The organism is Pseudomonas paraglycinae (assembly GCF_021601625.1).
GTDB lineage: Bacteria > Pseudomonadota > Gammaproteobacteria > Pseudomonadales > Pseudomonadaceae > Aquipseudomonas > Aquipseudomonas paraglycinae.
Map to the genome: position 1 here is coordinate 206,674 of NZ_BQHR01000006.1, position 25,943 is coordinate 232,616.

Consider the following 25,943-nt stretch of genomic DNA (forward strand, 5'->3'; position numbering starts at 1 on the left):
TAGGAGTTACACGTATGTTCAAAGCCACACCAAACCCACCAGAAACCGATTCAATCCCCTACGACGCCGCACTCGAAGCCGAAAACATAAAAACGGCCACCGAGCGGGCGATCAATCATTACCTCGATCCTGGGGCGCAGAAGACGTCCAAGCCATCGCGCAAGCCCGGCAAGATCTATCTGGTCAATCCAACGATGGATGACGAAACGCTGCTGGTCGAAGCGTGCGAAACGCTGTCGTCGGCCAGTGACATGGCCCGGGATATTGGCGAAACCGTCGATCCGTCGCAGCGCAAGGCGATGCAGATTCTGCAGCAGGTCATCATGCTGAGTGAGCTGCTGGTCAATCGTGTGCTGGATAACCATCACGTCTCGCGGTAGTTGCCGCCTCGGTGAGGGGCTTGTCCCCTCACTGCCTGGCAGCCGTCTATAAAAATCCTCAAGCGACTCTTTTCCGGAGTTCCAGCTGATGTCCAAGACCGTCATTCCACCGTTAGAAGATCCGGTGTCCCCCTACGAGTTTCCCGATTCTAGAAAGCTCCACGACGCCGCCGAACGCGCCCTCGACTATTACCTGACCCCCGCAGCCCAGATCATGGCCACGCCTTACACCCCCAACGACATGTTCATGGTCAACCCGCAAACCGACACGGAGTCCTTGCTGGCCAATGCCTGCGAGTCGCTCGCGTCAGCCACGGTCATGCTCGGCGACTTTGCCGGCCTGCTGGAAGGGCCGAACCGCAAGACCCTGTTGGGCATTGCGCAAGTGGTGATGTTGGGGGAGTTAGCGGTTAATCAGGCGTTGGAAAATGTAGAAGTAAAGCAATAAGCGCCGCTTTCGAAGCCAGGGTGCGCGCCCTGGCTTCGAAAGCTCTAATCGTCAGCCCTCGTTGCTACGTAACTCCTCGATACTGATCTCGCGCATCCGGAATTTCTGGATCTTGCCCGTCACCGTCATCGGAAACTCCTCGACGAATTTGAAGTACCGCGGCGTCTTGAAGTGAGCGATGCGCTCCTTGCACCACGCTTGCAGTTCTTGTTCGGTGGCGCTGTGGCCGGGATGGAATTTGATCCAGGCGACGATTTCCTCACCGTAACGCGAGCAAGGAATGCCGATCACCTGCACGTCCGCCACCGCTGGATGGGTGAAGAAGAACTCTTCCAGTTCGCGCGGGTAAATGTTTTCGCCGCCACGGATGATCATGTCCTTGTTACGGCCGGCGATGCACACGTAACCCTCGTCGTTCATGCTCGCCAGGTCGCCGGTGTGCATCCAGCCTGCCGCGTCGATGGCTTCGGCGGTGGCATTCGGGTTGTTCCAGTAGCCGAGCATCACGCTGTAGCCACGGGTGCACAGTTCGCCGATGGTGCCGCGTGGCACCGGGTTGCCGGCCTCGTCGATGATTTTGCTTTCGAGTTGTGGCTGGGTGCGGCCGACGGTGGTGACGCGCAATTCCAGTTCGTCAGATGGGCCGGTCTGCAGGGACACGGGACTGGTTTCGGTCATGCCGTAGGCGATCTGCACTTCGCTCATGTGCATTTCGTTGATGACCCGGCGCATCACTTCGATCGGGCAAGTCGCGCCGGCCATGATCCCGGTGCGCAGGGTCGACAGGTCGAACTCGGCGCGCTGCGGCTGATCGAGCATGGCGATGAACATGGTCGGCACGCCGTACAGCGCGGTGGCTTTTTCTTCGGCGACGGTGCTCAGGGTCAGCAGCGGATCGAAGGCATCGTTGGGATAAATCATGGTGCTGCCGTGGGTGATGCAGCCGAGGTTGCCCATGACCATGCCGAAGCAGTGATACAGCGGCACCGGGATCACCAGGCGATCAGCAGCGGTCAGGCCGAGGCTTTCGCCGACCATGTAACCGTTGTTGAGGATGTTGTAGTGACTGAGGGTCGCGCCCTTGGGGAAACCGGTGGTGCCGGAGGTGTACTGGATGTTGACGGGCTGATCGAAGTGCAGGCTGTCGCTGCGTTCACGCAATTGTTCTGGAGAGACACTGGCGGCCAGATCGGCCAGTTGCGACCACGGGAGAAAACCCGAAGGCGGCTGTGAATCGAGGCTGATCAGGCCACGCAACTCCGGCAGGCGCTCGCTGCGCAGTTCGCCGATGGATTGCTCGGCCAGTTCCGGAAGCAAGCCTTGCAACATGCCGTGATAGCTGGAGCTCTTGAACGCCCCGGCGCAGACCAACCATTGGCAGCCGGATTGCTTGAGCACGTATTCGAGTTCGGAGCTGCGGTAGGCCGGGTTGATGTTGACCAGGATCACGCCGAGCTTCGCGGTGGCGAACTGAGCGATGCACCACTGCGCGCAGTTCGGCGCCCAGATGCCAAGTCGGTCACCGGTCTGCAAACCCAACGCCAGCAGCGCTCTGGCATGCACGTCTACCGCGTCGGCCAGTTGCCGCCAGGTGTAACGCAGCTGCTGATGGCGCACCACCAGCGCCTCGCCGTCCGGGTACTGCGCGACGGTCTCGTCGAACTTCTGCCCGATGGTCATCGCCAGCAAGGCTTTGCTCTGGGAACCGCGGGTGTAGCTGCGCTGCGGGTTTGCACTGGGTTGATCCATGACGACCCCTATTGTCTTTATTAGTGGGTGTTGGAACGGAGCTGCGGCAGCTCCGACCATTCAGAACTGGCTCTACTCTCGCTCAAGTTGACGTTAACGTAAAGGGTGATTGACAGCCATTCGTCACAGGCTTACGTTAACGTAAAGGTGAGAACTGAAACGCCCTTCTCCCCACCCTACAAAAAAGCCAAAAGGTGACCCATGAGCTACCCATCCCTGAACTTTGCCCTCGGCGAAACCATCGACATGCTGCGCGATCAGGTTCAGTCCTTTGTCGCCAAGGAGATCGCCCCGCGTGCCGCGCAGATCGACAGCGACAACCTGTTCCCTGCCGATCTGTGGCGCAAGTTCGGCGACATGGGCCTGCTCGGGATCACCGTACCGGAAGAGTACGGCGGCGCTGGCCTGGGTTACTTGGCGCACGTGGTGGCGATGGAAGAAATCAGCCGCGGCTCCGCTTCCGTGGCGTTGTCCTACGGCGCCCACTCCAACCTCTGCGTGAACCAGATCAACCGCAACGGCAATCACGAACAGAAAACCAAATACCTGCCGAAGCTGATCAGCGGCGAACACGTCGGCGCTCTGGCGATGAGCGAACCGAACGCCGGTTCCGACGTGGTCTCGATGAAACTGCGCGCCGATAAACGCGGCGACCGTTTCGTGCTCAACGGCAGCAAGACCTGGATCACCAACGGTCCCGACGCCAACACTTACGTGATCTACGCCAAGACCGACCTGGAAAAAGGCCCGCACGGCATCACCGCATTCATCGTCGAGCGTGACTGGAAAGGCTTCAGCCGCAGCAACAAGTTCGACAAGCTCGGCATGCGCGGCTCCAACACCTGCGAGCTGTTCTTCGATGATGTCGAAGTACCGGAGGAAAACATCCTCGGCGTGCTCAACGGCGGCGTGAAAGTGCTGATGAGTGGCCTCGATTACGAGCGCGTTGTGCTGTCCGGTGGCCCGACCGGAATCATGCAGTCGTGCATGGACCTGATCGTGCCGTACATCCATGACCGCAAGCAGTTCGGCCAGAGCATCGGCGAATTCCAGCTGATCCAGGGCAAGGTCGCCGACATGTACACCCAGCTCAACGCCAGCCGCGCGTACCTTTACGCCGTGGCCCAGGCCTGCGAGCGCAACGAAACCACGCGCAAGGACGCTGCCGGCGTGATCCTCTACACCGCCGAACGCGCCACGCAAATGGCCCTCGACGCGATCCAGATTCTCGGCGGCAACGGCTACATCAACGAATTCCCGGCCGGCCGTCTGCTACGTGACGCCAAGCTGTACGAAATCGGTGCCGGTACCAGTGAGATTCGTCGCATGCTGATCGGTCGCGAACTGTTCAACGAAACCCGCTAAACGGAGCTGTCCATGGCTATCCTGCATACCCAGCTCAACCCTCGTTCATCGGAGTTCGCCGCCAACAGCGCAGCGATGCTCGAACAGGTCGACGCCCTGCACACTCTGCTCGCCCAAGTGGCCCAGGGCGGCGGCGCGAAAGCTCAGGAACGGCACACCTCGCGCGGCAAACTGCTGCCGCGTGAGCGGATCAACCGCTTGCTCGATCCGGGCTCGCCGTTTCTGGAAATCAGTCAGTTGGCCGCCCACGCTGTGTATGGCGAAGAAGTGCCGGCCGCTGGCGTGATTGCCGGGATCGGTCGCGTGGAAGGCGTCGAATGCATGATCGTCGCCAACGACGCGACGGTGAAAGGCGGCTCGTACTACCCGCTGACCGTGAAGAAACACCTGCGTGCCCAGACCATCGCCCAGCAAAACCGTCTGCCATGCATTTATCTGGTGGACTCGGGCGGCGCCAACCTGCCGCGTCAGGACGAAGTGTTTCCGGATCGCGAGCACTTCGGGCGGATCTTCTTCAACCAGGCCAACATGAGCGCCATGGGCATTCCGCAGATTGCCGTGGTCATGGGTTCCTGCACCGCCGGCGGCGCCTATGTGCCGGCGATGGCCGACGAAGCGATCATGGTGCGCAATCAGGCGACGATCTTCCTCGCCGGCCCGCCCTTGGTGAAAGCCGCGACCGGTGAAGTGGTCAGCGCCGAAGATCTCGGCGGGGCCGATGTGCACTGCAGGATTTCCGGGGTCGCCGACCATTACGCCGAAAGCGATGAGCACGCCCTCGCCCTCGCCCGCCGCAGCGTCGCCAACCTCAACTGGCGCAAGCTTGGCGAAGTGCAGCAGCGCACGCCGATTGCGCCGCTGTACGCCAGCGATGAGTTGTACGGCGTGGTTTCGGCGGACGCCAAGCAGCCGTTCGATGTGCGCGAAGTTATTGCGCGACTGGTCGACGGTTCGGTGTTCGATGAATTCAAGGCTTTGTTCGGTACGACGCTGGTGTGCGGTTTCGCTCATCTGCATGGCTACCCGATCGCGATCCTCGCCAACAACGGCATCCTGTTCGCCGAAGCCGCGCAGAAAGGCGCGCACTTCATCGAACTGGCCTGCCAGCGCGGGATTCCGCTGCTGTTTCTGCAGAACATCACAGGCTTCATGGTCGGCCAGAAATATGAGGCCGGCGGCATCGCCAAACACGGCGCCAAACTGGTGACCGCCGTGGCGTGCGCCAAGGTGCCGAAATTCACCGTGATCATCGGCGGCAGCTTCGGCGCCGGTAACTACGGCATGTGCGGGCGGGCCTACGATCCGCGCTTCCTGTGGATGTGGCCGAACGCGCGGATCGGCGTGATGGGCGCCGAACAGGCGGCCGGCGTACTGGTCCAGGTCAAGCGCGAGCAGGCCGAACGCAGCGGCCAGGCGTTCAGCGCCGAGCAGGAAAGCGAGATCAAACAGCCGATCCTCGACCAGTATGAAGAGCAGGGTCACCCCTACTACTCCAGCGCACGGCTATGGGACGACGGTGTCATCGACCCGGCGCAGACCCGCGATGTGCTGGCCCTGGCCTTGTCCGCGTCGTTGAACGCGCCTATCGAACCGAGCCGCTTCGGCGTGTTCCGGATGTGATCGGGAGATCCCTATGAGCGACTTCAACACCCTCGAATTGCACAGCGATCCACGGGGTTTCGCAACCCTGTGGCTGAGCCGCGAAGAAAAGAACAACGCGTTCAACGCCGAGATGATCCGCGAACTGATCCTGGCGCTGGACAAGGTCGCCAGCGATGCCAGCCTGCGCTTTTTACTGGTACGCGGACGCGGCAAACACTTCAGCGCTGGCGCGGATCTGGCCTGGATGCAGCAATCGGCCGAACTCGATTACCACACCAACCTCGACGACGCCCGGGAACTGGCGGAGCTGATGTACAACCTCGCCAAACTGAAAATCCCGACCGTGGCCGTGGTGCAAGGCGCGGCGTTCGGCGGCGCGCTGGGTCTGATCAGTTGCTGCGACATGGCGATTGGCGCCGATGACGCGCAGTTCTGTCTGTCGGAAGTGCGCATTGGCTTGGCGCCGGCGGTGATCAGCCCGTTCGTGGTGCAGGCCATCGGCGAACGCGCGGCGCGGCGTTATGCGCTGACGGCTGAGCGATTCGGCGGGCAGCGGGCGCGGGAAATCGGTTTGTTATCGGAAAGCTATCCGGCAACCGAACTTGAACAGAAAGTCGAGCAATGGATCGACAACCTCCTGCTCAACAGCCCCGCCGCCATGCGCGCCAGCAAGGATCTGCTGCGTGAGGTCGGCAACGGCGCGCTGACCCCGGCCCTGCGCCGTTACACCGAGAACGCCATCGCCCGCATCCGTGTCAGCCCGGAAGGCCAGGAAGGTCTGCGGGCGTTTTTGCAGAAACGTCCACCGAGCTGGCAAGCCGCAACCACCACCAAGGAGCCGCGTTGATGAGCGCACCTGTTCTCACCACCCTGCTGGTGGCCAACCGTGGCGAAATCGCTTGCCGGGTCATGCGTACCGCCAAGGCGCTGGGCCTGACCACCGTCGCCGTGCACAGCGCCACCGACCGTGAAGCGCGGCACAGCCGTGAAGCGGATATCCGCGTCGATCTGGGCGGCAGCAAAGCGGCCGACAGCTATCTGCAAATCGATAAATTGATCGCAGCGGCCAAGGCCAGCGGCGCTCAGGCGATTCATCCGGGTTATGGCTTTCTGTCGGAGAACGCTGGTTTTGCTCGCGCCATTGAAGCCGCCGGCCTGATTTTCCTTGGCCCGCCCGCCTCGGCCATCGACGCGATGGGCAGCAAATCCGCCGCCAAGGCCCTGATGGAAACTGCTGGCGTGCCGCTGGTTCCGGGATATCACGGCGAAGCTCAGGATCTGGGCACCTTCCGCGATGCTTGCGAGCGCATTGGTTATCCAGTGCTGCTCAAGGCCACCGCTGGCGGTGGCGGTAAAGGTATGAAAGTTGTCGAGGACGTCAGCCAGTTGGCTGAAGCGCTGGCCTCGGCCCAGCGTGAAGCGCAGTCATCGTTCGGCGATTCGCGGATGCTGGTGGAAAAATACCTGCTCAAGCCGCGCCACGTGGAAATCCAGGTATTCGCCGATCAGCATGGCAATTGCCTGTACCTGAACGAGCGCGACTGCTCGATCCAGCGCCGGCACCAGAAAGTTGTTGAGGAGGCGCCGGCACCGGGGCTGAGTCCGGAGCTGCGTCGTGCGATGGGCGAAGCGGCCGTGCGTTCGGCGCAGGCCATCGGTTACGTCGGCGCTGGCACAGTGGAGTTTTTGCTGGACGCTCGCGGCGAGTTCTTCTTTATGGAGATGAACACGCGGTTGCAGGTCGAGCACCCGGTGACCGAAGCCATCACCGGGCTCGATCTGGTGGCCTGGCAGATTCGTGTCGCCCGTGGCGAAGCGCTGCCGATCACTCAGGATCAGGTGCCGTTGAACGGGCATGCAATTGAGGTTCGGCTGTACGCGGAAGATCCTTCGAATGATTTCCTGCCGGCGACCGGGCGTCTGGATCTGTATCGCGAATCCGCCGCAGGGCCGGGGCGCCGTGTGGACAGCGGCGTTGAGGAAGGCGATGAGATTTCGCCGTTCTATGACCCGATGCTCGGCAAGCTGATTGCCTGGGGCGAGGACCGTGAACAGGCGCGTTTGCGGCTGCTGAGCATGCTCGATGAGTTCGCGATTGGCGGGCTGAAGACCAACATCAACTTCCTGCGGCGGATCATTGGTCATCCGGCGTTTGCGGCGGCGGAGCTGGATACTGGGTTCATTCCGCGCTATCAGGAGCAACTGCTTCCAGCGCCTGCGGCGCTGAGCGATGAGTTCTGGAGTGTGGCGGCGCAGGCTTTTGCGCAGAGTCTGCCGGGGATGGCTCGGGCAGATGATCCGGCCTCTCCTTGGGCGCTTCACAGCGGTTTGCGCGCCGGGTTGCCACGTGAAATTACTCTGCATCTGAGCTGCGAGGGGCAGGATCGGGCGTTGACGCTCGGTGCTGGCGGCAGTGCAAAACTGATCGGCGAGCAACTGATACTCGAGCACGACGGGCTGCGTCGACAGCTGCGGGCGATTCGTCGTGAAGAGGTGCTATTTCTGCAATGGGACGGCGAGTTGCGACGCGTTGAAACGTATGACCCGATCAGCGCTGTCGAAGCCAGTCACAGCCATCAGGGTGGTCTGACGGCGCCGATGAACGGCAGCATCGTCCGAGTGTTGGTGGAGGCCGGGCAAGCGGTTGAAGCCGGTGCGCAACTGGTGGTGCTAGAAGCGATGAAGATGGAGCACAGCATCCGCGCGCCCCACGCCGGGGTGATCAAGGCGCTGTATTGCCAGGAAGGCGAAATGGTCAGCGAAGGCAGCGCACTGGTCGAACTGGAAGAAGCTTGAAAGATGGATCGATCCTACGCCTGGCGAGGATCGATCTGACTAGTATTTGGCCGTTGCCTGAACCACGACGCCGATAATTCGGCACTCGTCGGTCAACAAGGCTTTCGGCCAGGTCGGATTGAGCGGCACCAGGTAACGCTGGCCGCCCTCTTCGATCAGTTTGCGGAAAATCGCCTCGTCGCTGTCAGGCCACTGGGCGATCACCAGTTTTCCGGGCTCGGCTTCCAGCGCCGGGTCCACCAGAATCATCATCCCTTCGCCGATGCTCTGCCCCGTGGGCGCAGTCATCGCATTCCCCATCACGGTAAGCCAGAACGCCGGGCCACGGGCGTGGTAATCCGTCAGTTCGAAACGCCGCTTGTCCTTGGCACTCGAATACGCTGGCTGGCTCTCACGGGCCTCGACCGGCGCATTCCACTCGCTGACCGGGTAGCGAAAGTAAGGGTTGTACTTCTGCGCCAGAGGCATTTCGTCATCCGCATCGATCTGCGGTTCGCGAATCACCACCGCGACCTCGAGATACTCCATGCCCAGCGCTTTCAGCACGCGGTTCATCTGCGTGATGCCGGGCTCGCGGCGCTTGTTCAGCCAATGGCCGATACCGCCCTGAGACATGCCGACGCGCTCGCCGAGCTCGACTTGAGTGACGTTGAGTTCACTCATTTTGGCCTTGACCAACTCAATCCATTTATCCATGTGCGGCACCATACGTGGACGCCTGCGGCCGGCAAAACACATATTGTAGTATTTAAATTCTGGTCACAAATACTGATAGTACTATGCTTGAGTCACGGATTTGAATCGACCAAGGAGTGACCTTTCACCATGAATATCACCAGCAAAGACTTGCCCGACCTGCAAATGGACACCACCTTCACGTCCCCGCAAGGGTGCGCCGCTGCGCAACGGGCGTTGGACTATTACTTGAAACCAGCTGTGTCAGAACCGGAAGTGGATGAGCGCTTTTTCGGCGTAAACAGCAATCTGAGCGGCGAAGAATCCCTGGTCCACGCCTCCGATCTGCTGCGATGTGCAGCAGCGACGGCGTTCAAGGCGGCGGACGGCCTGCAGGGCGTCAATCGGGATCTGGCGTTTTCGGTCGTGCACATGGTGGACATGGCGCGGGCGATGGTTGATCACTCGCTCGATGGCGCAGTTCGCTGAACACGGGAGTTCGGACGGACGGGAAAGAATTTTCCAATCGCGCAGATAAAAACATTTGACTTGCAAATGATAATGATTATTATTGCAAGCAACTGGTCGCGAGATCAGTCGATGGACCAGAGACCTTAGGTCGGTCTTCTGGACTATCTCCTCATCAGGCTAATCACGGTTTTTGACCCGGCTTTTTGCCGGGTCTTTTTTTTGCCAGTTTTCTGGCTTGTGGCTTCAGGCTAATGAAGTCTTTGGATGCCGCAAATTCGATGGCGCGGATAGTATCAAAAGAATATTGCTTGGCAAGCGGACCCCGGCCACATTGGGGCAAAGTAACGCCAATTAGCACTTGAGAATCAATCGCACAGCCACTAAGCTGCATCCGCGTCATGGAAGACGCCCCCCGCCGCAACCCGCAATTTCCCTCGGTTTCACCCCTGTCTTGCGTGTAAAGTAGCCGCCATAAAAATCATATTCAGGAACCGATTATGACCGTGGCCAAATCTTCGTTCGACATCAGCGCCAACTTCGACAGCGGCAACATCCAAGTCATCGACATCAGCAATCCGCTCAACCCGGTTCTGGCAATTCGGCCAGATACCCGCAGCGCTCATTTCCAGTGGTTCCACTTCAAGGCCAGCGGCCTGCACGTCCATCAGGAACATTGGTTCCGCCTGGTCAACGCCAGCCAGTCTTCCTACAACAAAGCCTGGACCGGCTATCAGGCGGTCGCTTCCTACGACCACGTCAACTGGTTCCGTATCCCGACTCAATTCGAAGGCGACAGCCTGCGCTTCTGCCTTGAAGCCGAGCAGACCCACGCCTGGTTCGCCTATTTCGAACCTTACAGCCGTGGCCGTCATGACTGGCTGATCGAGCAAGCACTGACCAAGGCCGGCACCGAACTGCTGGCCACCGGCAAAAGCGTCGAAGGCCGCGACATCCAGTTGCTGCGCAAAGGCACTGGCGCCGAAGGTCGCCGCAAGATCTGGATCATCGCCCAGCAGCATCCCGGCGAGCACATGGCCGAGTGGTTCATGGAAGGCGTGATCGAACGCCTGGAGCATCATGACGATCCGGTACTGAACAAACTGCTGGCCAGCGCCGATTTGTACCTGGTGCCGAACATGAACCCGGACGGCGCCTTCCACGGTCACCTGCGCACCAATGCCATGGGCCAGGACCTGAACCGCGCCTGGCAGAACGCCAGTCAGGAAGTCAGCCCCGAAGTACTTTTCGTACAACAGCAGATGGAAAAGTACGGCGTCGATCTGTTCCTCGACGTACACGGCGACGAAGAAATCCCCCACGTGTTCACTGCCGGTTGCGAAGGCAACCCGGGTTACACCCCGCGCCTGGAGAAGCTCGAAGAGCACTTCCGCAGCCACCTGAAGCACACCACCAAAGATTTCCAGACCAAGTACGGCTACACCCGCGACGAGCCGGGCCAGGCCAACATGACTCTGGCCTGCAACAGCGTCGGCCAGAAGTTCGACTGCCTGTCGCTGACCCTGGAAATGCCATTCAAGGATCACGATGACGCGCCGAACCCGCTCACCGGCTGGTCGGGCAAACGCTCGAAGCAACTGGGCAAAGACGTGCTGACCACCATCGCAGACATGGTCGACACCCTGCGCTAATCCCCTCGGATTTTCGCTTCACGAAAGATCGCAGCCTGTCTGCGATCTTTTTTTTGCGCCGACTTTTACCCAATCAGGTTGCAAATCAAAACTGGATTACTTACCGTCAATCAAGTTTCAACTTGAAACCTGAAAGGATCCGGGACATGAACACTGCAACACTCGATAAAGGTGTCGTACTGCTTTTCGCCATCGCTTGCGGCCTTGCGGTGGGCAACGTGTATTACGCCCAGCCGCTGCTGGATGCGATGGCCGACGCCTTCGGCCTGTCGCCGGGCAGCATCGGTATCGTCATGACGCTGACCCAGGTCGGTTACGGCCTCGGGCTGTTATTGCTCGTGCCCCTCGGCGACATGCTCAACCGCCGCCGGTTGATCGTCACGCAAACGCTATTGTCCGCCGCAGCCTTGCTGATGATCGCTCTGGCCTCGAACAGCGCCTGGCTACTGATCGGCGTCACCCTGACTGGCCTGCTGGCCGTGGTCACCCAGGTGCTGGTCGCCTACGCCGCTACCCTGGCCGTCCCGGCACAACGCGGAAAGGTTGTGGGTGTGATCACCAGCGGTATCGTCGTCGGCATTTTGCTCGCGCGAACGGTGGCTGGGGGGATGGCTGATCTGGCCGGCTGGCGCTCGATCTATCTGCTGTCGGCGGGGTTGACGCTGGTGATGGCCGCGCTGCTGTTTCGGGTGTTACCCAAAGATGAAGACGCACGACCGACCACGCGTTACGTGGCACTGATCGCCTCAGTGTTCAGCCTGTTTCGTGAGGAACCGGTGCTGCGCCAACGAGCAATCCTCGCCCTGCTCACCTTCGCCAGCGCCATGGTGTTGTGGACGCCGATGGTGTTGCCGCTGGCCGCCCCGCCGCTGTCACTTTCCCACAGTGAAATCGGATTGTTCGGACTCGCTGGCGCGGCAGGCGCACTGGCCGCGGCCAGAGCCGGACATCTGGCGGATCGAGGATTGGGGCAATGGGTCAGCGGCCTGTCGCTGCTGCTGATGCTGGGCTCGTGGCTGCCAATCGCACTTACCCAAACTTCGTTATGGGCACTGCTGCTTGGCGTCATCACCCTGGATCTGGGCTTGCAGGCCGTGCACGTCACCAGCCAGAGCATGATCTACAGCGTCCGCCCAGAGGCACAGAGCCGACTGACTGCCGGCTACATGCTGTTTTACTCGATTGGCAGCGCCTTGGGCTCAATCGCCTCGACGGCCATGTACGCCTGGGCAGGATGGCCGGGCGTGTGCTGGCTGGGTGCCGCAATCAACACGGTCGCGCTGCTTTATTGGTGGAGCACCGTGGCCAAACAGAAACGTGGCGAGGCTGCTTGCGCCCTCGCCACGTCGGACTGACACACGATCAACCGCGATTGCGTCCCCGCAGCATGCTGTCGAGCACCTCGTCGCGGCGCACCCAGCCATGGAACAGCGCCGCCGCCAAATGCAGCAGCACGGTCAGGAACAGCAGATACGCCATATACCCGTGAGCCTTGCGCAGCAACGCAAATACCTGCGCATCCGCCGGCACGATCGACGGCAATTGCAGCGACGTGCCAAGCATCACCGGATCCCCCGCCGCGCTGATCATCGCCCAGCCCAGCAGTGGCAACACCAACATCAGCGCATACAACAACAGATGAGAAGCCTTGGCCGCCATCACCTGCCAGCCCGGCAGATCCGCCGGCAGCGGCGGCTGACGGGTGCCGAGCCGCACCAGAATGCGCACGATCACCAAAGCGAGTATCGCGATGCCCAATGGTTTGTGCAGATTGATCAACCATTCATGCCGCGCCGACACCGAGGTCACCATGCCGGCGCCGATGAACAACATCGCGATGATCATCAACGCCATCAGCCAGTGCAGCAACCGCGCCAGCGGATTGAAATGAGTCGGTTGCGTGCTCATGGGCGAGCCTCCTTTTTGCCGGTTGGCAGTTGGCTGACTTCGCTGGTGCGACGCAGGTAGGAATCGGCGTAACCGGCCGAACGCGCGGCCAGCAACGGATCGTCGGAACCCTGAATGCCGGCCGGCAGCACCAGCGGATCGTAGTTGATGTCACGGCATTCGCCGCTGAGTTGCGGCTGGGTCTTTTCCAGCACCAGGGTGCCGGCGTTCAACACCTTGCGACCGGCGGGCCAGGTCTTGCTCGCATCGTTCACCGGATCGTCGGCGTTGGCCAAGGTGATGTTCAACTGAAAGCGCAGCGGCCCTTCGGCCAGGCGCTGCACCAGATCCTTCTCAAGGAAATCGCTACCTTCGGGCGCAGTCGCACCGGCAGCATCCTGGGCCAGAGGCGTCATGCTCCAGCGCACTGCTTGCTTCTTGCCGCTGGCATCCACCAGATAGAACGCGTTGACGCTGTTGTAGGTTTCCGTCGCGTAACTGGCCGAGGGTTTGGCGGTTTTTATCCAGGTCAGAAACGGCACGGCTTCCGGGTGTGAGGCAAAAAATGCCGGCACTTTGGTCGGATCCGGTTTACCGGTGGCGGGATCCGGCGATTGCGCCTGCTGCAACTGATAGAACGCCTCGGGCGTGCCGACCGGGAACACCGGCATGCTGTTCATCCCGGTGCGCCACTGCTGGCCGTTTGCCTGAGTGAAACGCAGCGCCAGACTGCGGATCGGTACGGCGCTGTCCGGCGCATACGGACTGCCGGCCGGCAACGCAAAGCGCCCGACCACCGGCGTGCGCGGCTCATTGAACACTTGCGCGACAGAATACGCGCGAGCCTCGCCGCTGCTCTCGAAATGTCCGATCACGCAAACACCTTTGGCGTGATTGCGACGAAAGCCGGGATGCACACCGTTGTTCTTTTCCAGCACATCGACCAACGCTTTTGGCGTCAGGCGTTGTGGGTCAAATGAACCATGGACGTAGGCAAACGCCCCGGCCAGGGCTGCGACCACTACGGCGATTCCGCCAAGACGCAACACCAGGTTCGCGGCACTCAGTGGCGGGCGTTGAGGCCCGCCGGGCGGTGAGCTGCGATCAACCATGAAAGACTCCAGGGCCATCGGCCATAGGGAAAGGTGCTATGAGACGCACGCCTCGTAGGATTATTCCCTCTGAACTGTAGTTTCTTTCATGGAGTGGCGTCGGAGTCCAATCGCGGCCGGCTAAATCTGATCGAAACGCGGCGCGCGTTTTTCCAGAAACGCCTGCATGCCCTCCTTCTGTCCAGGTGTCGCGAACAGGCCGTGAAACGAGCGTCGTTCAAACAGTATGCCCTCGCGCAATCCCGACTCTGACGCCCGGTCCACCGCTTCCCGGGCAGCCCGTGTCGCCGTGCGGGGAAATCCGCCGATGCGCTGTGCAATGTCCATGGCCTGCTCCAACAGGTGATCGGCGTCTGTCACCCGCGACACCAACCCTGCCTGCTCGGCCTCACGGGCGGACATGGTGCGACCGGTCAGTATCATGTCCATGGCTTTGGCGCGGCCAATCAACCGGGTCAGGCGTTGCGTACCGCCCATGCCCGGCATCACGCCCAGAGTGATTTCCGGCAATGCGAACTTCGCGGACTCGGCCGCCACGATCACGTCGCACATCATTGCCAATTCACAGCCTCCTCCGAATGCGAAGCCCGCCACCGCCGCGACTTTTGGCGTGCGCAGAGCGGCAAATGCATCCCAGCCGGCGAAATGGTCTTCCTCGATCATTTCCAGGCAGGACTTTTCGTACATCTCCTTGATGTCGGCTCCGGCAGCGAAATAATCCCGGGTACCGGTGATGAGGAAACATCCGACACCCGGATCACTGTCCAGCGGTTGCAAGGCCTCCAGCAATTCGCGCATCAGTGATGTATCCAGCGCATTTCGTGCGTGCGGGCGGTTGAGGCGGATCAGTACCACGGGGCCGTGTCGTTCAATCAATAGGTTCATCGCAATCTCTTTGAATAGCGGAGTGAGTGGAAAAACACCGACGCGCCGTCAGGAATCCCAGATCGCGCCGTAGGCCGGAATACCCCGGGATTCCATTTCCTCGACCACTCGCTCGGTCAGCTTCTGATTGGAAATACAGATCACCGCCTCCGCACCGCGGGCTCGAACGGCGGCATACGCCAGCGCCACCAGATCTGGTTTGCCCAACCGGTCGGTGTCCCAGATATGGGCATCGGGTTGTGCCTGCAGGATTTCCTCCACCAGCGCATCACCATAGGTCTCGCGCGGGCTGCGGGTGGACCAGATCAGGTGGATCGGCACCTGCCGCGCCAGCAGATGCGGCAGCACCGGCCCAATGCCACTGCCGGTGGCGACGTACACCACTGACTTGAACAGGGTTTCGATATGGGCGACGCCTGCCGTGGTGATGCCCTTGACCCAGACATGGCTCGGCGGCTGCTCGATCAGTTCACCGGTCCAGTCGCCGGCACGGGAAATGATCAGGCGAAAACCCTGTTCGTCCGGTGCAGGAATGTTGGCAAACGAGTGCCATTCCCACAGCGGATGGCGACTGATTGCGGTAGAGGATCCGGCGAACGGTGTGTGGTGATTGAACCGGGCAATCACCGCATGCGACGACGGTTTGACCAGCGTCACTGGCACCTTGCGCAGGCGCAGCCAGGGCAAGGCAATGCTGAGTGTCAGGAGCGGCAGCATCCAGAATGAAACGGACGTCAACAGTACTTGCGCCAAGTCGGCGCCAGGATGACGATCCCGGGCAAACACCAGCGTCATGCCCCAGAACAGCAGCAGCGCCGCCCAACCGGCGAACCGATGTGTGCGTTCGAAAGCGTTGTGAAACCGTGAGCGAATCCCCGGCAACGCCATGATCGCCATCAGCAGCAACAACCCCAGAAGCGCGGCGCTGATGGCCAGCAGCGTCAGCGAAACCCCACCTGCCCCGTCGGTCCTTTGCCAGATCATCGAGCCGAGCAGCGCAACGAACCAGACAATCGCGGCCATCGCCCCGCCACTGTGCAAACCGCCGAAGTGATAAACCTTGGCCAGCGAGCGACGAATCGCCAGCGGCCAACACGTGGGAGCCCGGGTCGCCAGCCAGAACAGCAGATTGATCAAGTATTGCTGACGAATCAGGATCGCCATCGACAGGTTCGCCAACACCAGCTGCGACAATGCCTCCAACGCAACCTCCGAGGCCGACCACCACTGTCCGACGGTGATCCCGTACACCAGCGCCCCGAGGTTCGCCAGCAACACCAGCGCAACCAGGCGGTTGTAATGTGAAAACAGCGGCAGCGTTCCCAGGCGCCGCCAGAGCGGACGTCGCGGTGGCAGGGCAAAAGCGTCGTCGACCTGACTCATTGCCCCGCCTCCTGCCGGGCGGCAGCGAGCTGCGCCTGATGCGCCTGTGCCCGCTCAAGCAACAAGCGTTTGTCGACCTTGCCCCTTGAAGTCAGCGGGATGTCGTCCACCGGCAGAATCATCGAAGGCACGCAGTAATAGGCCAGTCGTTCCTCGCAACGGCGTCGCGCCACATCGGTGTCCGTGGATGCAGGGAAGACGAAAGCCACCAGATGACGGTTATCGAACTTCAAGGTCACCGCGCGCTCGCAGCCCGGTGCGGACTCCAGCGCAGCCGACACCGAGTCCAGTTCAACGCGAAAGCCCCGGACTTTCACCTGATCGTCCACCCGGCCCAGGTGCTCCAGTTCGCCGTCAGCAGTCCAGCGCCCCAGATCACGGGTGCGAAACATCATGCGGCCCTGTCCCAGAAACGGATCGAGGCGGTAACGCTCGGCAGTCAGGGCAGGATTGCCCAGATACCCGGCCGTCACACAGTCGCCACCGGCCCACATTTCGCCCTGCTCACCCGGCGCGCACAGTTGGCCCGTTTCATCCAGTACATACACGGTGTTGTTCGGCGTTGGCTTGCCGATCGTCAACGGGCCCGTGCCTCGGTAATGCTGCATGGTGTTGACGATGGTGGTTTCTGTGGGGCCGCAAGCATTGTAGAAATCGCAAAAGGACGCCCAGCGATCAGCCAGGGGCTGCGGGCACGGTTCGCCGGCCAGGGCCACCACCTTCACCTGACTGCAGCGCTCCGGATCCAGCGTGGCGAGAATCGATGGGGTCGCGATGAGCACGTCACACTGCTCGGCGGTTTCGGCAATGTCCTTGCCCCGGATCAGCAGCGTCGCGCCATGGGCCAGACAGCCAAGGATTTCCCAGGCGGCCATGTCGAAGGCGATATTGAGAATCTGCCCGACGTTCATGCCCGGCCGCATGCCGAGATTGCCGGGGCCGGTCAGCAGAATGTTGCAGACATTGCGCTGGGTCACCCTGACACCGTTGGGCTGGCCGGTCGTACCGGACGTAAACAACACAAAACACAGGGCATCCGGTGACGAAATGTCCTCCCCCACATTCACGTCATCGGCAGCCGAGCCCGGTGAGTCGATGAACGTATCCAGATGAATGCAATGCTGCCCGGCTGTCAGCGGAATCCCGTGGGCCAGTGTTGAAAGCGTCAACACCACCTGCGTCGAAGCAACCGACATGATGTGGCTCAACTGCGTGGCCGGAGTAATGCCGACATGCTGGGGAATATAGGCGGCCCCCACCTTCAAGGTCGCGAGCATGCCCACCAGCATCGGGATCGAACGTTCGACAAACAGCGCCACGTGATCGCCCGGGGCTACGCCATGACTCGACAACAAACTGGCCAACCGGTTGGCCTGGCGGTTCAACTCGCCATAGGTAAGGATCTGCCCCTGAAAACGCGCGGCCACATGCTGCGGATGAGTCGCCGCCCGCGCTTCGATCGCACGGTGGATCAACGAGAACTCGGGCTCGGCCACCGGGCCGCAGCCGAATGTCCGCCAGGCGTCATAACCTTCGCTCGGTGTGGCTGGGGTATTCATTACGATTGCATGCATCTCAAACATCCCTTTTGCTCAAATCATCGTTTCAGCCGCTTCGGCCACCGATTGCCTGCTGGCGACATCGGTGGCTGCTTGCGCTTGTCGGACGGGTTGAGCCGGGAGATTTGAATCCATTACACGCACTACAGAACGCGGCGAACTTTCCTACGTCGCCAGTAATGAAATCTTTCAACTCCTGGAATGGAATAAGCTGTGTCGAGAGGCGTCTTTCCTACCACTACCGCGCTTCTGGCCCAGAGCATGTCCCTGTCATGAATACACTCGACGAGCAATTACGCGATCTGATTCCCAGATTGCGCCGCTTCGCGCTTTCGCTGACACGCAACAGCAGCAGCGCCGACGACCTGGTACAGGCCAGCCTCGAGCGGGCACTGTCGGCTTGGGGCGAGAAGCGCGCCGACGGCGATCTGCGCGCCTGGCTGTTTTCGATCCTGTACCGGCAGTTTCTCGATGCGCATCGGCGCTCGCGGCGTTATGCGCGGATGCTCGAATTCTTCACCGGCCGCGATGACGCCGAGCCCTCGGTGGAACGCACCGTGATTGCCCAATCGACCTTGCAGGCTTTCGACCGACTGCCCACCGAACAGCGCGCGCTGCTGCTGATGGTGTCGGTGGAAGGCCTGACTTATAAGGAGGTCGCCGAGATTCTCGACGTCCCCACCGGCACCGTGATGTCGCGCCTGTCCCGTGCTCGCCAGGCCCTGCGCCAGCTCAGCGACGGGGAAATCAGCAGCCCTTCCTTGCGGATACTCAAATGATCAGTCTGCCCCCCAACGAACGTGACCTGCACGCCTACGTCGACCACCAGCTCAGCGAGGCCGACCGGCATGTGCTGGAAACCTGGCTCGCCAGCCATCCGGACGAAGCGGCGCAGGTTCGCGCCTGGCAACAGGACGCCCAGCACCTGCGCGCCGCCCTCGGCGGTGCCTTGCAACAACCGGCCAATCCGGACCTTGATCCGTCGCTGATTCGCCAGCGACTCAAACGCCAGTCGCGCCGCCAATGGGCCAGCGCGGCAATGCTTTTGATTGCCGTCAGCCTCGGCGGTGTCGGTGGCTGGAAAGCCCGGGACATGACCGTGTTTCATCCCCCGGCACCGATGACGGACGCCTTGCAGGCGTACCGCTTGATCGCCCAGCGAGGACTTCTGCCGGCGGACTACAAGGTCGATGGTGACGGCGACATCCAGCGTTGGCTCGACCGTTATTTCACTCAGGCCAATCGCCTGCCGGACCTGACGTCGGCCGGTTTTGCACCGGTCAGCGGCCGTCTGCTGAGCACCGATGAAGGCCCGGCGGCGATGGTGATGTATGAAGACCAGAGCGGGCACAAGGTGAGTTTCTACGTGCGCCCACCGGGACCTAAAAATACCTTTCTGCCCCGAGGCAGCCGCCAGGACGGGGATCTGCAGGCCGAGTACTGGTCCGGCAAGGGCTATAACTACGCGATGATCAGCCCGACCGACACACCCGCAGCGAAAATGCTCAAGCAATCCGTGAGTTTCTAGCCGGTTCAGAACCCCACATCCAGCACCACATTGTCCAGATAGGTTCCGGCGGGTGGTGTGGTCTGGTCGGTGTAGATTTTCGCGTTGTAATTGAAGATCTGGCTGCCGGTGCCCAGCCCGTTGCCGGGGTTGACCTCGGCATCGCTGCTGGCCCGACGGGCCGCACCGACACTGCCCCAACGGGTGGTCCCGGCGCTCTTGAAAATGTCGTAGGCCAGATAGTTGCTGCCGAAAATCATCCGCCGCCGTCCGCCGACACTCAGCGCATTCTGCCCGTCGTTCAGCCCCACGGTGTAGGCACTGCCCTTGGTGCAGGCGAGGTTGATGGTCTGCCCGGTCACCGGGGTGAACGCGCTGACCACCGGCGCGCTGCCGAAAGCGATGTTCGGGGCAGTGATGGTGCAGTCGTTGGACACCGTCAGGTTGACCGTCAGCGTCGTCGTGCCGCTGTTGATGTCACGACCCAGGCACAGCCCGCCCGCACCGATGCCCGAACAATAATTCCAGTTCCAGAAAATGCTCAGGGTTTCGGTGTATACCCCCGCCGCCACGTTGCTGCCGATGGTGGTCCCGAAATAGAGCGGAACGGTTTTCGGCACCGTACCGCCCAGCAAACCCAAGGCATCGATAATGCCGTTGCGGGCGAAGTCATAGGCGGTGCCACGCGTCAGCGGGTAACTGGTGCTGTTGTTGGCGTAGATCGTGTAACCGATCACGTCGCCGGTGGGCCCGAGCAAACCGCTCTGGGTCGAGGTAACGGTGGCCCAGAAATGGTCATTGTTGGTCAACAGAGACAGCAGCGAACCGGTGCAACTCAAGCCTCCGTTCAGGGTAGAACTGAGTTGCGAGGTGGTGCGCACGGCGATCGAACTGATGTTCCCGAACCCGGCCGGTGTGGTGGTGACCACCGAACACAGCGCCTGCGCCAGTCCCGGCAACAGCAACAGCAGCCACAAAACAAACCGCGCCCGGATCATTGGCACACCAGCGGGCCGATCAGCGGCACTTCATCCTGCTGCAGGTCGACGCTGAATTGCGCCTTGCAGGTCTTGCCGTCCGCGAGAGTCACCCGCAGCGAATTCTGCGCCTGAAGATTTTCCAGATAGACCAGCCCATCCCAGCCGACCACCGTCCGCGTACCGCTCTGCTCGTGCAGCACGCCGCTGCCCAGCGGCAATTCCTTTTGTTGCGCGTCCACCAGCACGATACTCGCGGCGATCACCCGGCTCAGCGGAAACTCCAGCAGATAGCCACTGCCCCGGCGCACCGCTACACGCTGTTCGACATTCGGGCTGCGTACGTTGGCCGGAAGGTTCAGCGGATCGATTTCGTACTTGCCGCGGTAATAGGCGCTGCTCCACGGCACCAGCAAGTGGCCGTTACGGTCGGTCTGGCCGACCTGCTGGTTCTCGTAACGCACCGGAATGTCCGCGTAGCCGTCGGTGCTGACCACCACGAACGCATCGTCGATGCGATTGGCAGCGAACACTTGATCATCCATCCACACCAGCGAACCGCTGGCATCGGCCCAACGGGTTTCGGCGTCGGACGTGCCGTAGACGCCCGCCTGCAATTGCACCGATTGCAGGCGCCAGGTCACGTCGGCCTGGCGGTAATCGGCGCCGTCGCCCTTGGCGTAGCCGAGATTGAAGCCCACCCCGCCCTCGGACGGTACGGCGCGGCTGTAGTTGACCCGCTGCTGCGTCTGCCCGGTCTTGCTGCGTTCGCTGCTGATGGCCAGGCTGCCGCGCAGGTCGAACGGAATCACCAGTTGCGCCTGCACCGCCCAGTTGCTGTCGCCGATTTCGCGGTTGGCCGACAGGTAGAAACTGCTGTTGCGCCACAGCGGTTTGCTCCAGCTCAGGTTGAGCAACCGTGTGCGCGTTTCGTCTGCCGCACGAATGTCGAAATACCCGACGCCGAGACTGCCCCAGCGTTCGAGGTTGAGGCTCAGGGTCGCCTGCTCACTGCGCTTGCTGAGTGTGGTGTAAGGGCTGTCGACCACGGTCAGGTCGGCGTAACGGTCGCGGCGTTGCAAACGCTGATAGGAAAAGCTGTAGCGTTGGCCGCTGTATTGATAACCGAGGCTCAATTGCTGACCGCCATCGCCGTCGAAACGACTCTGGCTGATCGCGCTGTTGAGCACCCCGAAATTGCCCAGCCGCAAGTTACCGCCCAGTCCCCCGAGCGTCAGGGTATCCGCCGCCTCGGCGTGACTCTCCAGAGTAAAGGTGTCGCTGACGCCATAACGCAAACTGCCCGAGGTGACGCCCGGCCCATAGCTGAAATCCTTCAGGCCGTAATCCCGGCGTAGCGTACCAGCGGCCACCGAAAAATCGCTCAGGCCCTTTTGCAGCAGGCTGCTGGTGACATAGAACGGCACCGTGGTCGACACCTGCCGGCCCAGCGCATCGGTGGTCACCACCACCGCCTCACCCGCGCCGTTGATAAACGGAATGTTGGTCAGGGTGTACGGCCCCGGTTGCAGGTCGGTGCTGCTGGATTTGTAGCCGTTGATGAACAGATCCACCGAGGACGGCACCGCCGCTTCCCCGGCGAACTGCGGCAGCGGATAGGTCACCAGATCCGGGCGCACCGCAAAATCCCTCGAGAATTGCACGCCGCCCAGCCGCACCGAACTGCTCCAGGGCAAGGCGCCGCTGACCAGGTCCCCGGCCTCGTAGGTCAGCATCCGCTCATCATCGGAGTAGCGCCAGGTGGTGTCGTAACGCAGATAGCCGTTGTCCAGCGTGCTGACCGCATCCCCCGACAACGTACGGCGATATTGCCCGGTGTTCGACAACGTGCCCCAACTGTCGAACACCCGCACTTCGTTCCACGCCGCCAGATAGGTGCCGGCGTCGTCGGTGTCATTGAGGTACAGGTCATAGTTGAACAACGCGCCGAAACTGCTCAGCGCCGGGGTGCGCGGATAGACTTCACGGTTGCCGATGAACTGCTCCGGCAGCCAGTCCGGTGGCACGTCGAGCAGCAGTCGCTGGCTGACGCTGTCGTAATCGCTGTGCAGGCCCGGCAGGCCGTCGAGATCGACTTCGGTACCCGCCTCTTCCGGCAGCTTCATGCCGGTGTCGCGCAATACGCTGGCCGGCAGGAACAGGCGCCCGCCGCGCTGCTCCACCGCCACCACCCGGCCGGTATTCATCTGGTTGACCACCAGTTCCAGAAACAACTGTGCATCGCTGACGGCCTCCATGCCGCTGGGAGGCGGCGGCAATTCGCCGGCCCCGGATGGATGAATGAACATCAGGCACCACGCGCCGGTCATGAGCCACAACGGACGCTGAATACGTCGAGCCCATCCTGGACTCATTAGCGTGTTACGTCCGTCAATGGACTGATTCCTCCTGAAACCGCTGGCGCCGAAGCCTGATCACTTCGACATGACTCGCTACGGCTATCGCGCCGGCGGAATGCTCTGCACCTTCGCCGCGCCATTGATCCGCCCGGCCAGCTCTCCCGTCACCGGTCCCGGTGCCGGCCAGCGCATTACCGCGCCGGGCAATACGTAGCCGAGCAATCCCTCGGCCAGCGGCTTGCTTTGGCTGCCCTGCTTTATGGCCACATCGGTCAGTCGCGCATGAACCGCGCCCTGATTGCGCACTTCCACATAAGGACGCCCCTCCACCGCCACCGTGCGCCAGCTCAGTTGCGGCAGGCCGATGCCCTTGGGGTCACGTTGACGGGCGCTGTCTTCCTTGCTCCACAAACCCGCGCCATAGGCGAACAGCGGCACCGAGTAGCGCATCTGGAAGCGAATCGCCGCAGCGGTCTTGCCGTCTTCGGCAACGGGGGGCTGAGCCGAGGGGATTTCATCGATGATGATCCGGTACGCCAGTTCCTGGCCTGGCGGCACGTCCTTGGTGCGGGTCAGGCGCACCAGTTGCTTCTGGCCCGGCTCGATCTTCGCCACCGGCGGGCTGCCGATCACCTCGCGCTGATTGCGGTATTGCTCTTCGAAACCGCTCTGGCTCCAGCCGAACACGCGGATCTGCAGGTTGGCGGTTTCCGTGCCGCGATTTTCCAGCCACAGCGCACTGGCCTGCTGATCGGCCTCCAGCACCGGATCGATCGGCCAGATCAGCACCGAACTGGCGGCCTGGGCCTTGAGCGTCCCGAACATGACCAGCGCCAGCACGGCGCAACAAACGGACGAATAACGTGACGTGAAAAACCCCATAAACCTGCTCCTTGTCATTTCACATCACCACGACAGCTGCACCTGCAACACATCGCTGTATGTCCCCCCGGGCTGATTGCCCGGCAATTGCACCTGACCGTAGATCGGCAGACTGATGTTGTTCGCGTCGCTGTAGGCCACCGCCACACTCTGGCCAATGCCCAGGCTCTGGCTGTACGCCGCATCGCGAAACAGCGCATACGCCACCTTCGCGCTGCCTCCACTGATCTGCATGCGTCGCCCGCCGCTGTTGTACTGGCCACCATCGACCGTCATGTTCAGCGCCACCCCCGGCGTGCATTGCAGCGTGACGCCACCGGTCAACGCGACCTGCACCGTGCCGGTAGCCAGCGCCGAACGCGAACCGAAATTCAGCCCGCCATAGTTCGATACGCCCCCCACCACCAGACAACCCGGTGTCACCGTGGCACTGACCTGAAAACTCTGGCTGGTCACCGCCGCCAACGGCAGCGGCAAGCTGCCCGCACACAGCAGAAGCAGCGCCGCACAGCGATGTCGGCCCATGACACTAGAACGTCAGTTCAACGGAAATCGTGTCGGTGTAGGTGCCCGCCGGCAGCCCGGCCTTGCCCACCGCCTGACCGTAGATGTTCACGGTCTGCGCCACACCGGTACTGGCGGCGAGGTTGATCACCCCGTCGATGGCCAGCAATTGCGAGTGCCCGGCGTCGGTGTACAGATCGTACGGCACATAGTTGGCAACCCCGTCGTACAACGCGCGGGTACCACCCGGCGAGAGCCCGTCATGGGCGCCGGCGCGGACCTTGACCGTCGGCGTGGTGCCGGCCGAGCACAGGATCGACAGCGCCCCGCCCCCGCCACCCAGCACCTGCCCGGTGGCTGTGGTGAACAGGCTGTTGGCGGTGCCGAAGTTCAACGCACCGAAGTTCAGCCCGGTAGAACCGCCGGAACCGTTGACCTGGCAACTGCTGATCAGGATCAGGCTGGAGGTGATCTGGCCGGTGACCGTGGTGGCGGCATTGACGCTGGAAGCGAGCGTCAGGCCGAGCAACGACAAACCTATCCTTGATGCAATCGTACGCATGGTGTCCGTCCTCTACGGGGTTACCAGTCGAGCGTCACCGTCAGGGTGTCGGTATAGACACCGGCCGGTACCGCACGGGTGTTCGCCACCACCGAGCCAAATACCGGGATGGGTATCTGTGCGCCGCTGGTGACAGCGAAATTGTGTTGTTGACCGATGCTGTAGCTCTGGCTGCCCGAGGCATCGAGGAATAGCTGATAGGGGAGCGTCTGGCGCCCGTTGCTCAGGCGGCGTGTGGTGCCGTCGCCATGGCTACCGCCGTCGATGGTCACGGTGAACCCGGTGACCGAAGGATTGCAGGCGACATTCAGCTGGCCGCTGCCCGCTTCGCTGAGACTGGCCTTGATCGGTGCGTTCCAGGTCGGGCCCTGCTGGCCGAAATCGAGAGAGCCCAGCCCATCCACCGGGCTGGCGGGGCTGGTTGCGTTGGTCACTTCGCAGCCGGCAATCAGCGTCAGCCGCGCAAGGATCTGCCCACTGACTGCCGCTGCCGCGGTCTCGGTGAACAACAGCAATGTGGCTGCGGCGATTACCCGCCCGTGTCTGCCCATCATTGAGCCCCTACTCCTTCAGGATCACTCGACCACTGCGCTCGTCATTGAACGCCCTTCCCTGCGCCACCCGGCTCCACCGAATGGCTGAAAAACTCCGCGATCACCAGGTGACCGTCACCTTCACCAGATCCGAATACCGGCTGACCCGTGGCACCTCCGCCATCCGCTCGATCCGCCCGTATAACGGCAAGTCCACCGTGCCGCTATCCGGCACCCGGCCGCTGACCGGCACGTCTACCACCAGCGGCACCCGCCGTGCGGCGTCCTGATACAGGCGATAAGGAATCGGCTTGCTGCCGGCCTCTCCCGCCATATAACGCACCTCGCCAATGCCACCGTGCAGGCCGCCATCGACGCGCAACTGGTACGGGGTGTCCGGATTGCATTCCAGACGCGGCAGGCGCGAATTGGTCAGCGCCGCACCGAGTGGCCCGTCCCGGTCGCCGAGCCGCGCCGTGGTGCCGAAATCGAGCACGCCCAGTTGCTCGATACCGGCCTCGCGTTGCTGGCCGATCAACTGGCAACCGCGCTGCACATCGACCCGCACCTCGACCTGAAGGTCGGCGGCGTGGACCGGTATCGCGAGCCCGCCCAGCAATGCCCAGACCATCCCTGCATTCACCGCCCGTTCCTTGA

At 61.8% G+C, this 25,943-nt stretch carries 26 protein-coding genes; 11 read left to right on the top strand and 15 right to left on the bottom strand.

Annotated features, from left to right (window positions below):
* The first annotated feature begins 14 nt into the window (after positions 1–14).
* A complete protein-coding gene (locus L6D82_RS11350; RefSeq protein WP_085745951.1) occupies positions 15–380 on the top strand; it encodes a DUF6124 family protein in 366 nt (121 codons plus the stop codon).
* Positions 381–468: 88 nt separating this feature from the next.
* Positions 469–828: a DUF6124 family protein gene (locus L6D82_RS11355; RefSeq protein WP_096822298.1), complete on the top strand. Its 360-nt coding sequence runs from the start codon at positions 469–471 to the stop codon at positions 826–828.
* 51 nt (positions 829–879) lie between these two features.
* Here the strand turns inward: L6D82_RS11355 and L6D82_RS11360 are convergent, their stop codons facing one another.
* On the bottom strand, positions 880–2,577 hold the full coding sequence (locus tag L6D82_RS11360) for an AMP-binding protein (protein WP_236189075.1): 1,698 nt from the start codon (positions 2,575–2,577) through the stop codon (positions 880–882).
* A 201-nt stretch (positions 2,578–2,778) separates the two neighbouring features.
* Here L6D82_RS11360 and L6D82_RS11365 point away from each other — a divergent pair, with 201 nt between their 5' ends.
* Genes L6D82_RS11365 through L6D82_RS11380 form a run of 4 tightly spaced genes read left to right on the top strand, consistent with a single transcriptional unit; the run spans position 2,779 to position 8,340 of the window.
* Positions 2,779–3,942: an isovaleryl-CoA dehydrogenase gene (locus tag L6D82_RS11365; protein ID WP_064597789.1), complete on the top strand. Its 1,164-nt coding sequence runs from the start codon at positions 2,779–2,781 to the stop codon at positions 3,940–3,942.
* Positions 3,943–3,954: 12 nt separating this feature from the next.
* Positions 3,955–5,562 (top strand): carboxyl transferase domain-containing protein, encoded by a 1,608-nt coding sequence (locus L6D82_RS11370; RefSeq protein ID WP_102717023.1) that lies wholly within the window; start codon positions 3,955–3,957, stop codon positions 5,560–5,562.
* 13 nt (positions 5,563–5,575) lie between these two features.
* Positions 5,576–6,391 (top strand): gamma-carboxygeranoyl-CoA hydratase, encoded by an 816-nt coding sequence (locus L6D82_RS11375; RefSeq protein ID WP_085745947.1) that lies wholly within the window; start codon positions 5,576–5,578, stop codon positions 6,389–6,391.
* Complete coding sequence (locus L6D82_RS11380) at positions 6,391–8,340, top strand: acetyl/propionyl/methylcrotonyl-CoA carboxylase subunit alpha (RefSeq protein WP_236189076.1); 1,950 nt, start codon at positions 6,391–6,393, stop codon at positions 8,338–8,340. Before L6D82_RS11375 ends, L6D82_RS11380 begins: the two co-directional genes overlap by 1 nt.
* Positions 8,341–8,379: 39 nt before the next feature.
* Here the strand turns inward: L6D82_RS11380 and L6D82_RS11385 are convergent, their stop codons facing one another.
* Entirely contained in the window at positions 8,380–9,036 is a 657-nt protein-coding gene (locus L6D82_RS11385; RefSeq protein WP_085746264.1) for a LexA family protein, read from the bottom strand.
* Positions 9,037–9,165: 129 nt separating this feature from the next.
* Between L6D82_RS11385 and L6D82_RS11390 the strand changes: the two genes are divergently transcribed.
* Positions 9,166–9,504 carry a DUF6124 family protein gene (locus tag L6D82_RS11390; RefSeq protein WP_102687157.1) on the top strand — a complete coding sequence of 113 codons (339 nt, stop codon included), beginning with the start codon at positions 9,166–9,168 and terminating at the stop codon, positions 9,502–9,504.
* Between the two features lie 163 nt (positions 9,505–9,667).
* On the opposite strand, the gene L6D82_RS11395 is transcribed toward L6D82_RS11390, so the two are convergent.
* On the bottom strand, positions 9,668–9,886 hold the full coding sequence (locus tag L6D82_RS11395; protein WP_236189077.1) for a hypothetical protein: 219 nt from the start codon (positions 9,884–9,886) through the stop codon (positions 9,668–9,670).
* 97 nt (positions 9,887–9,983) lie between these two features.
* On the opposite strand from L6D82_RS11395, the gene L6D82_RS11400 reads away from it, so the two are divergent.
* Complete coding sequence (locus L6D82_RS11400; RefSeq protein WP_102687156.1) at positions 9,984–11,135, top strand: M14 family metallopeptidase; 1,152 nt, start codon at positions 9,984–9,986, stop codon at positions 11,133–11,135.
* 146 nt (positions 11,136–11,281) lie between these two features.
* Positions 11,282–12,490: an MFS transporter gene (locus L6D82_RS11405; RefSeq protein ID WP_236189078.1), complete on the top strand. Its 1,209-nt coding sequence runs from the start codon at positions 11,282–11,284 to the stop codon at positions 12,488–12,490.
* 7 nt (positions 12,491–12,497) lie between these two features.
* Here the strand turns inward: L6D82_RS11405 and L6D82_RS11410 are convergent, their stop codons facing one another.
* From L6D82_RS11410 to L6D82_RS11430, 5 genes are all read right to left on the bottom strand, one after another.
* Entirely contained in the window at positions 12,498–13,043 is a 546-nt protein-coding gene (locus tag L6D82_RS11410; protein WP_236189079.1) for a cytochrome b, read from the bottom strand.
* On the bottom strand, positions 13,040–14,134 hold the full coding sequence (locus L6D82_RS11415) for a catalase family peroxidase (RefSeq protein ID WP_102717026.1): 1,095 nt from the start codon (positions 14,132–14,134) through the stop codon (positions 13,040–13,042). Before L6D82_RS11415 ends, L6D82_RS11410 begins: the two co-directional genes overlap by 4 nt.
* Positions 14,135–14,254: 120 nt before the next feature.
* A complete protein-coding gene (locus L6D82_RS11420; RefSeq protein ID WP_236189080.1) occupies positions 14,255–15,019 on the bottom strand; it encodes an enoyl-CoA hydratase-related protein in 765 nt (254 codons plus the stop codon).
* Positions 15,020–15,067: 48 nt separating this feature from the next.
* Positions 15,068–16,402 (bottom strand): hypothetical protein, encoded by a 1,335-nt coding sequence (locus L6D82_RS11425; RefSeq protein ID WP_236189081.1) that lies wholly within the window; start codon positions 16,400–16,402, stop codon positions 15,068–15,070.
* Positions 16,399–17,961 (bottom strand): amino acid adenylation domain-containing protein, encoded by a 1,563-nt coding sequence (locus L6D82_RS11430; protein ID WP_236189082.1) that lies wholly within the window; start codon positions 17,959–17,961, stop codon positions 16,399–16,401. The genes L6D82_RS11425 and L6D82_RS11430 overlap by 4 nt, the downstream gene beginning before the upstream one ends.
* 272 nt (positions 17,962–18,233) lie before the next feature.
* On the opposite strand from L6D82_RS11430, the gene L6D82_RS11435 reads away from it, so the two are divergent.
* Together L6D82_RS11435 and L6D82_RS11440 are read left to right on the top strand one after the other, a co-directional pair.
* Positions 18,234–18,740: an RNA polymerase sigma factor gene (locus L6D82_RS11435; RefSeq protein WP_085745937.1), complete on the top strand. Its 507-nt coding sequence runs from the start codon at positions 18,234–18,236 to the stop codon at positions 18,738–18,740.
* On the top strand, positions 18,737–19,489 hold the full coding sequence (locus L6D82_RS11440; protein ID WP_236189084.1) for an anti-sigma factor family protein: 753 nt from the start codon (positions 18,737–18,739) through the stop codon (positions 19,487–19,489). The genes L6D82_RS11435 and L6D82_RS11440 overlap by 4 nt, the downstream gene beginning before the upstream one ends.
* A 5-nt stretch (positions 19,490–19,494) precedes the next feature.
* Here the strand turns inward: L6D82_RS11440 and L6D82_RS11445 are convergent, their stop codons facing one another.
* The 7 genes from L6D82_RS11445 to L6D82_RS11475 form a co-directional block, all read right to left on the bottom strand.
* A complete protein-coding gene (locus L6D82_RS11445) occupies positions 19,495–20,466 on the bottom strand; it encodes a Csu type fimbrial protein (RefSeq protein WP_236189085.1) in 972 nt (323 codons plus the stop codon).
* Positions 20,463–22,820: a fimbria/pilus outer membrane usher protein gene (locus L6D82_RS11450; RefSeq protein ID WP_236189089.1), complete on the bottom strand. Its 2,358-nt coding sequence runs from the start codon at positions 22,818–22,820 to the stop codon at positions 20,463–20,465. The genes L6D82_RS11445 and L6D82_RS11450 overlap by 4 nt, the downstream gene beginning before the upstream one ends.
* 84 nt (positions 22,821–22,904) lie before the next feature.
* Positions 22,905–23,687 (bottom strand): fimbrial biogenesis chaperone, encoded by a 783-nt coding sequence (locus L6D82_RS11455; RefSeq protein WP_085745933.1) that lies wholly within the window; start codon positions 23,685–23,687, stop codon positions 22,905–22,907.
* A 24-nt stretch (positions 23,688–23,711) separates the two neighbouring features.
* Positions 23,712–24,212 carry a Csu type fimbrial protein gene (locus L6D82_RS11460; protein ID WP_085745932.1) on the bottom strand — a complete coding sequence of 167 codons (501 nt, stop codon included), beginning with the start codon at positions 24,210–24,212 and terminating at the stop codon, positions 23,712–23,714.
* A 4-nt stretch (positions 24,213–24,216) separates the two neighbouring features.
* Entirely contained in the window at positions 24,217–24,753 is a 537-nt protein-coding gene (locus tag L6D82_RS11465; protein ID WP_007951533.1) for a Csu type fimbrial protein, read from the bottom strand.
* Positions 24,754–24,773: 20 nt separating this feature from the next.
* The gene (locus L6D82_RS11470; protein WP_134022330.1) at positions 24,774–25,307 is read right to left on the bottom strand and encodes a Csu type fimbrial protein; all 534 of its coding nucleotides are present in this window, start codon (positions 25,305–25,307) and stop codon (positions 24,774–24,776) included.
* Positions 25,308–25,407: 100 nt separating this feature from the next.
* Positions 25,408–25,917, bottom strand: a complete 510-nt coding sequence (locus tag L6D82_RS11475; RefSeq protein ID WP_236189119.1) for a Csu type fimbrial protein — start codon at positions 25,915–25,917, stop codon at positions 25,408–25,410.
* Between the last annotated feature and the right edge of the window lie 26 nt (positions 25,918–25,943).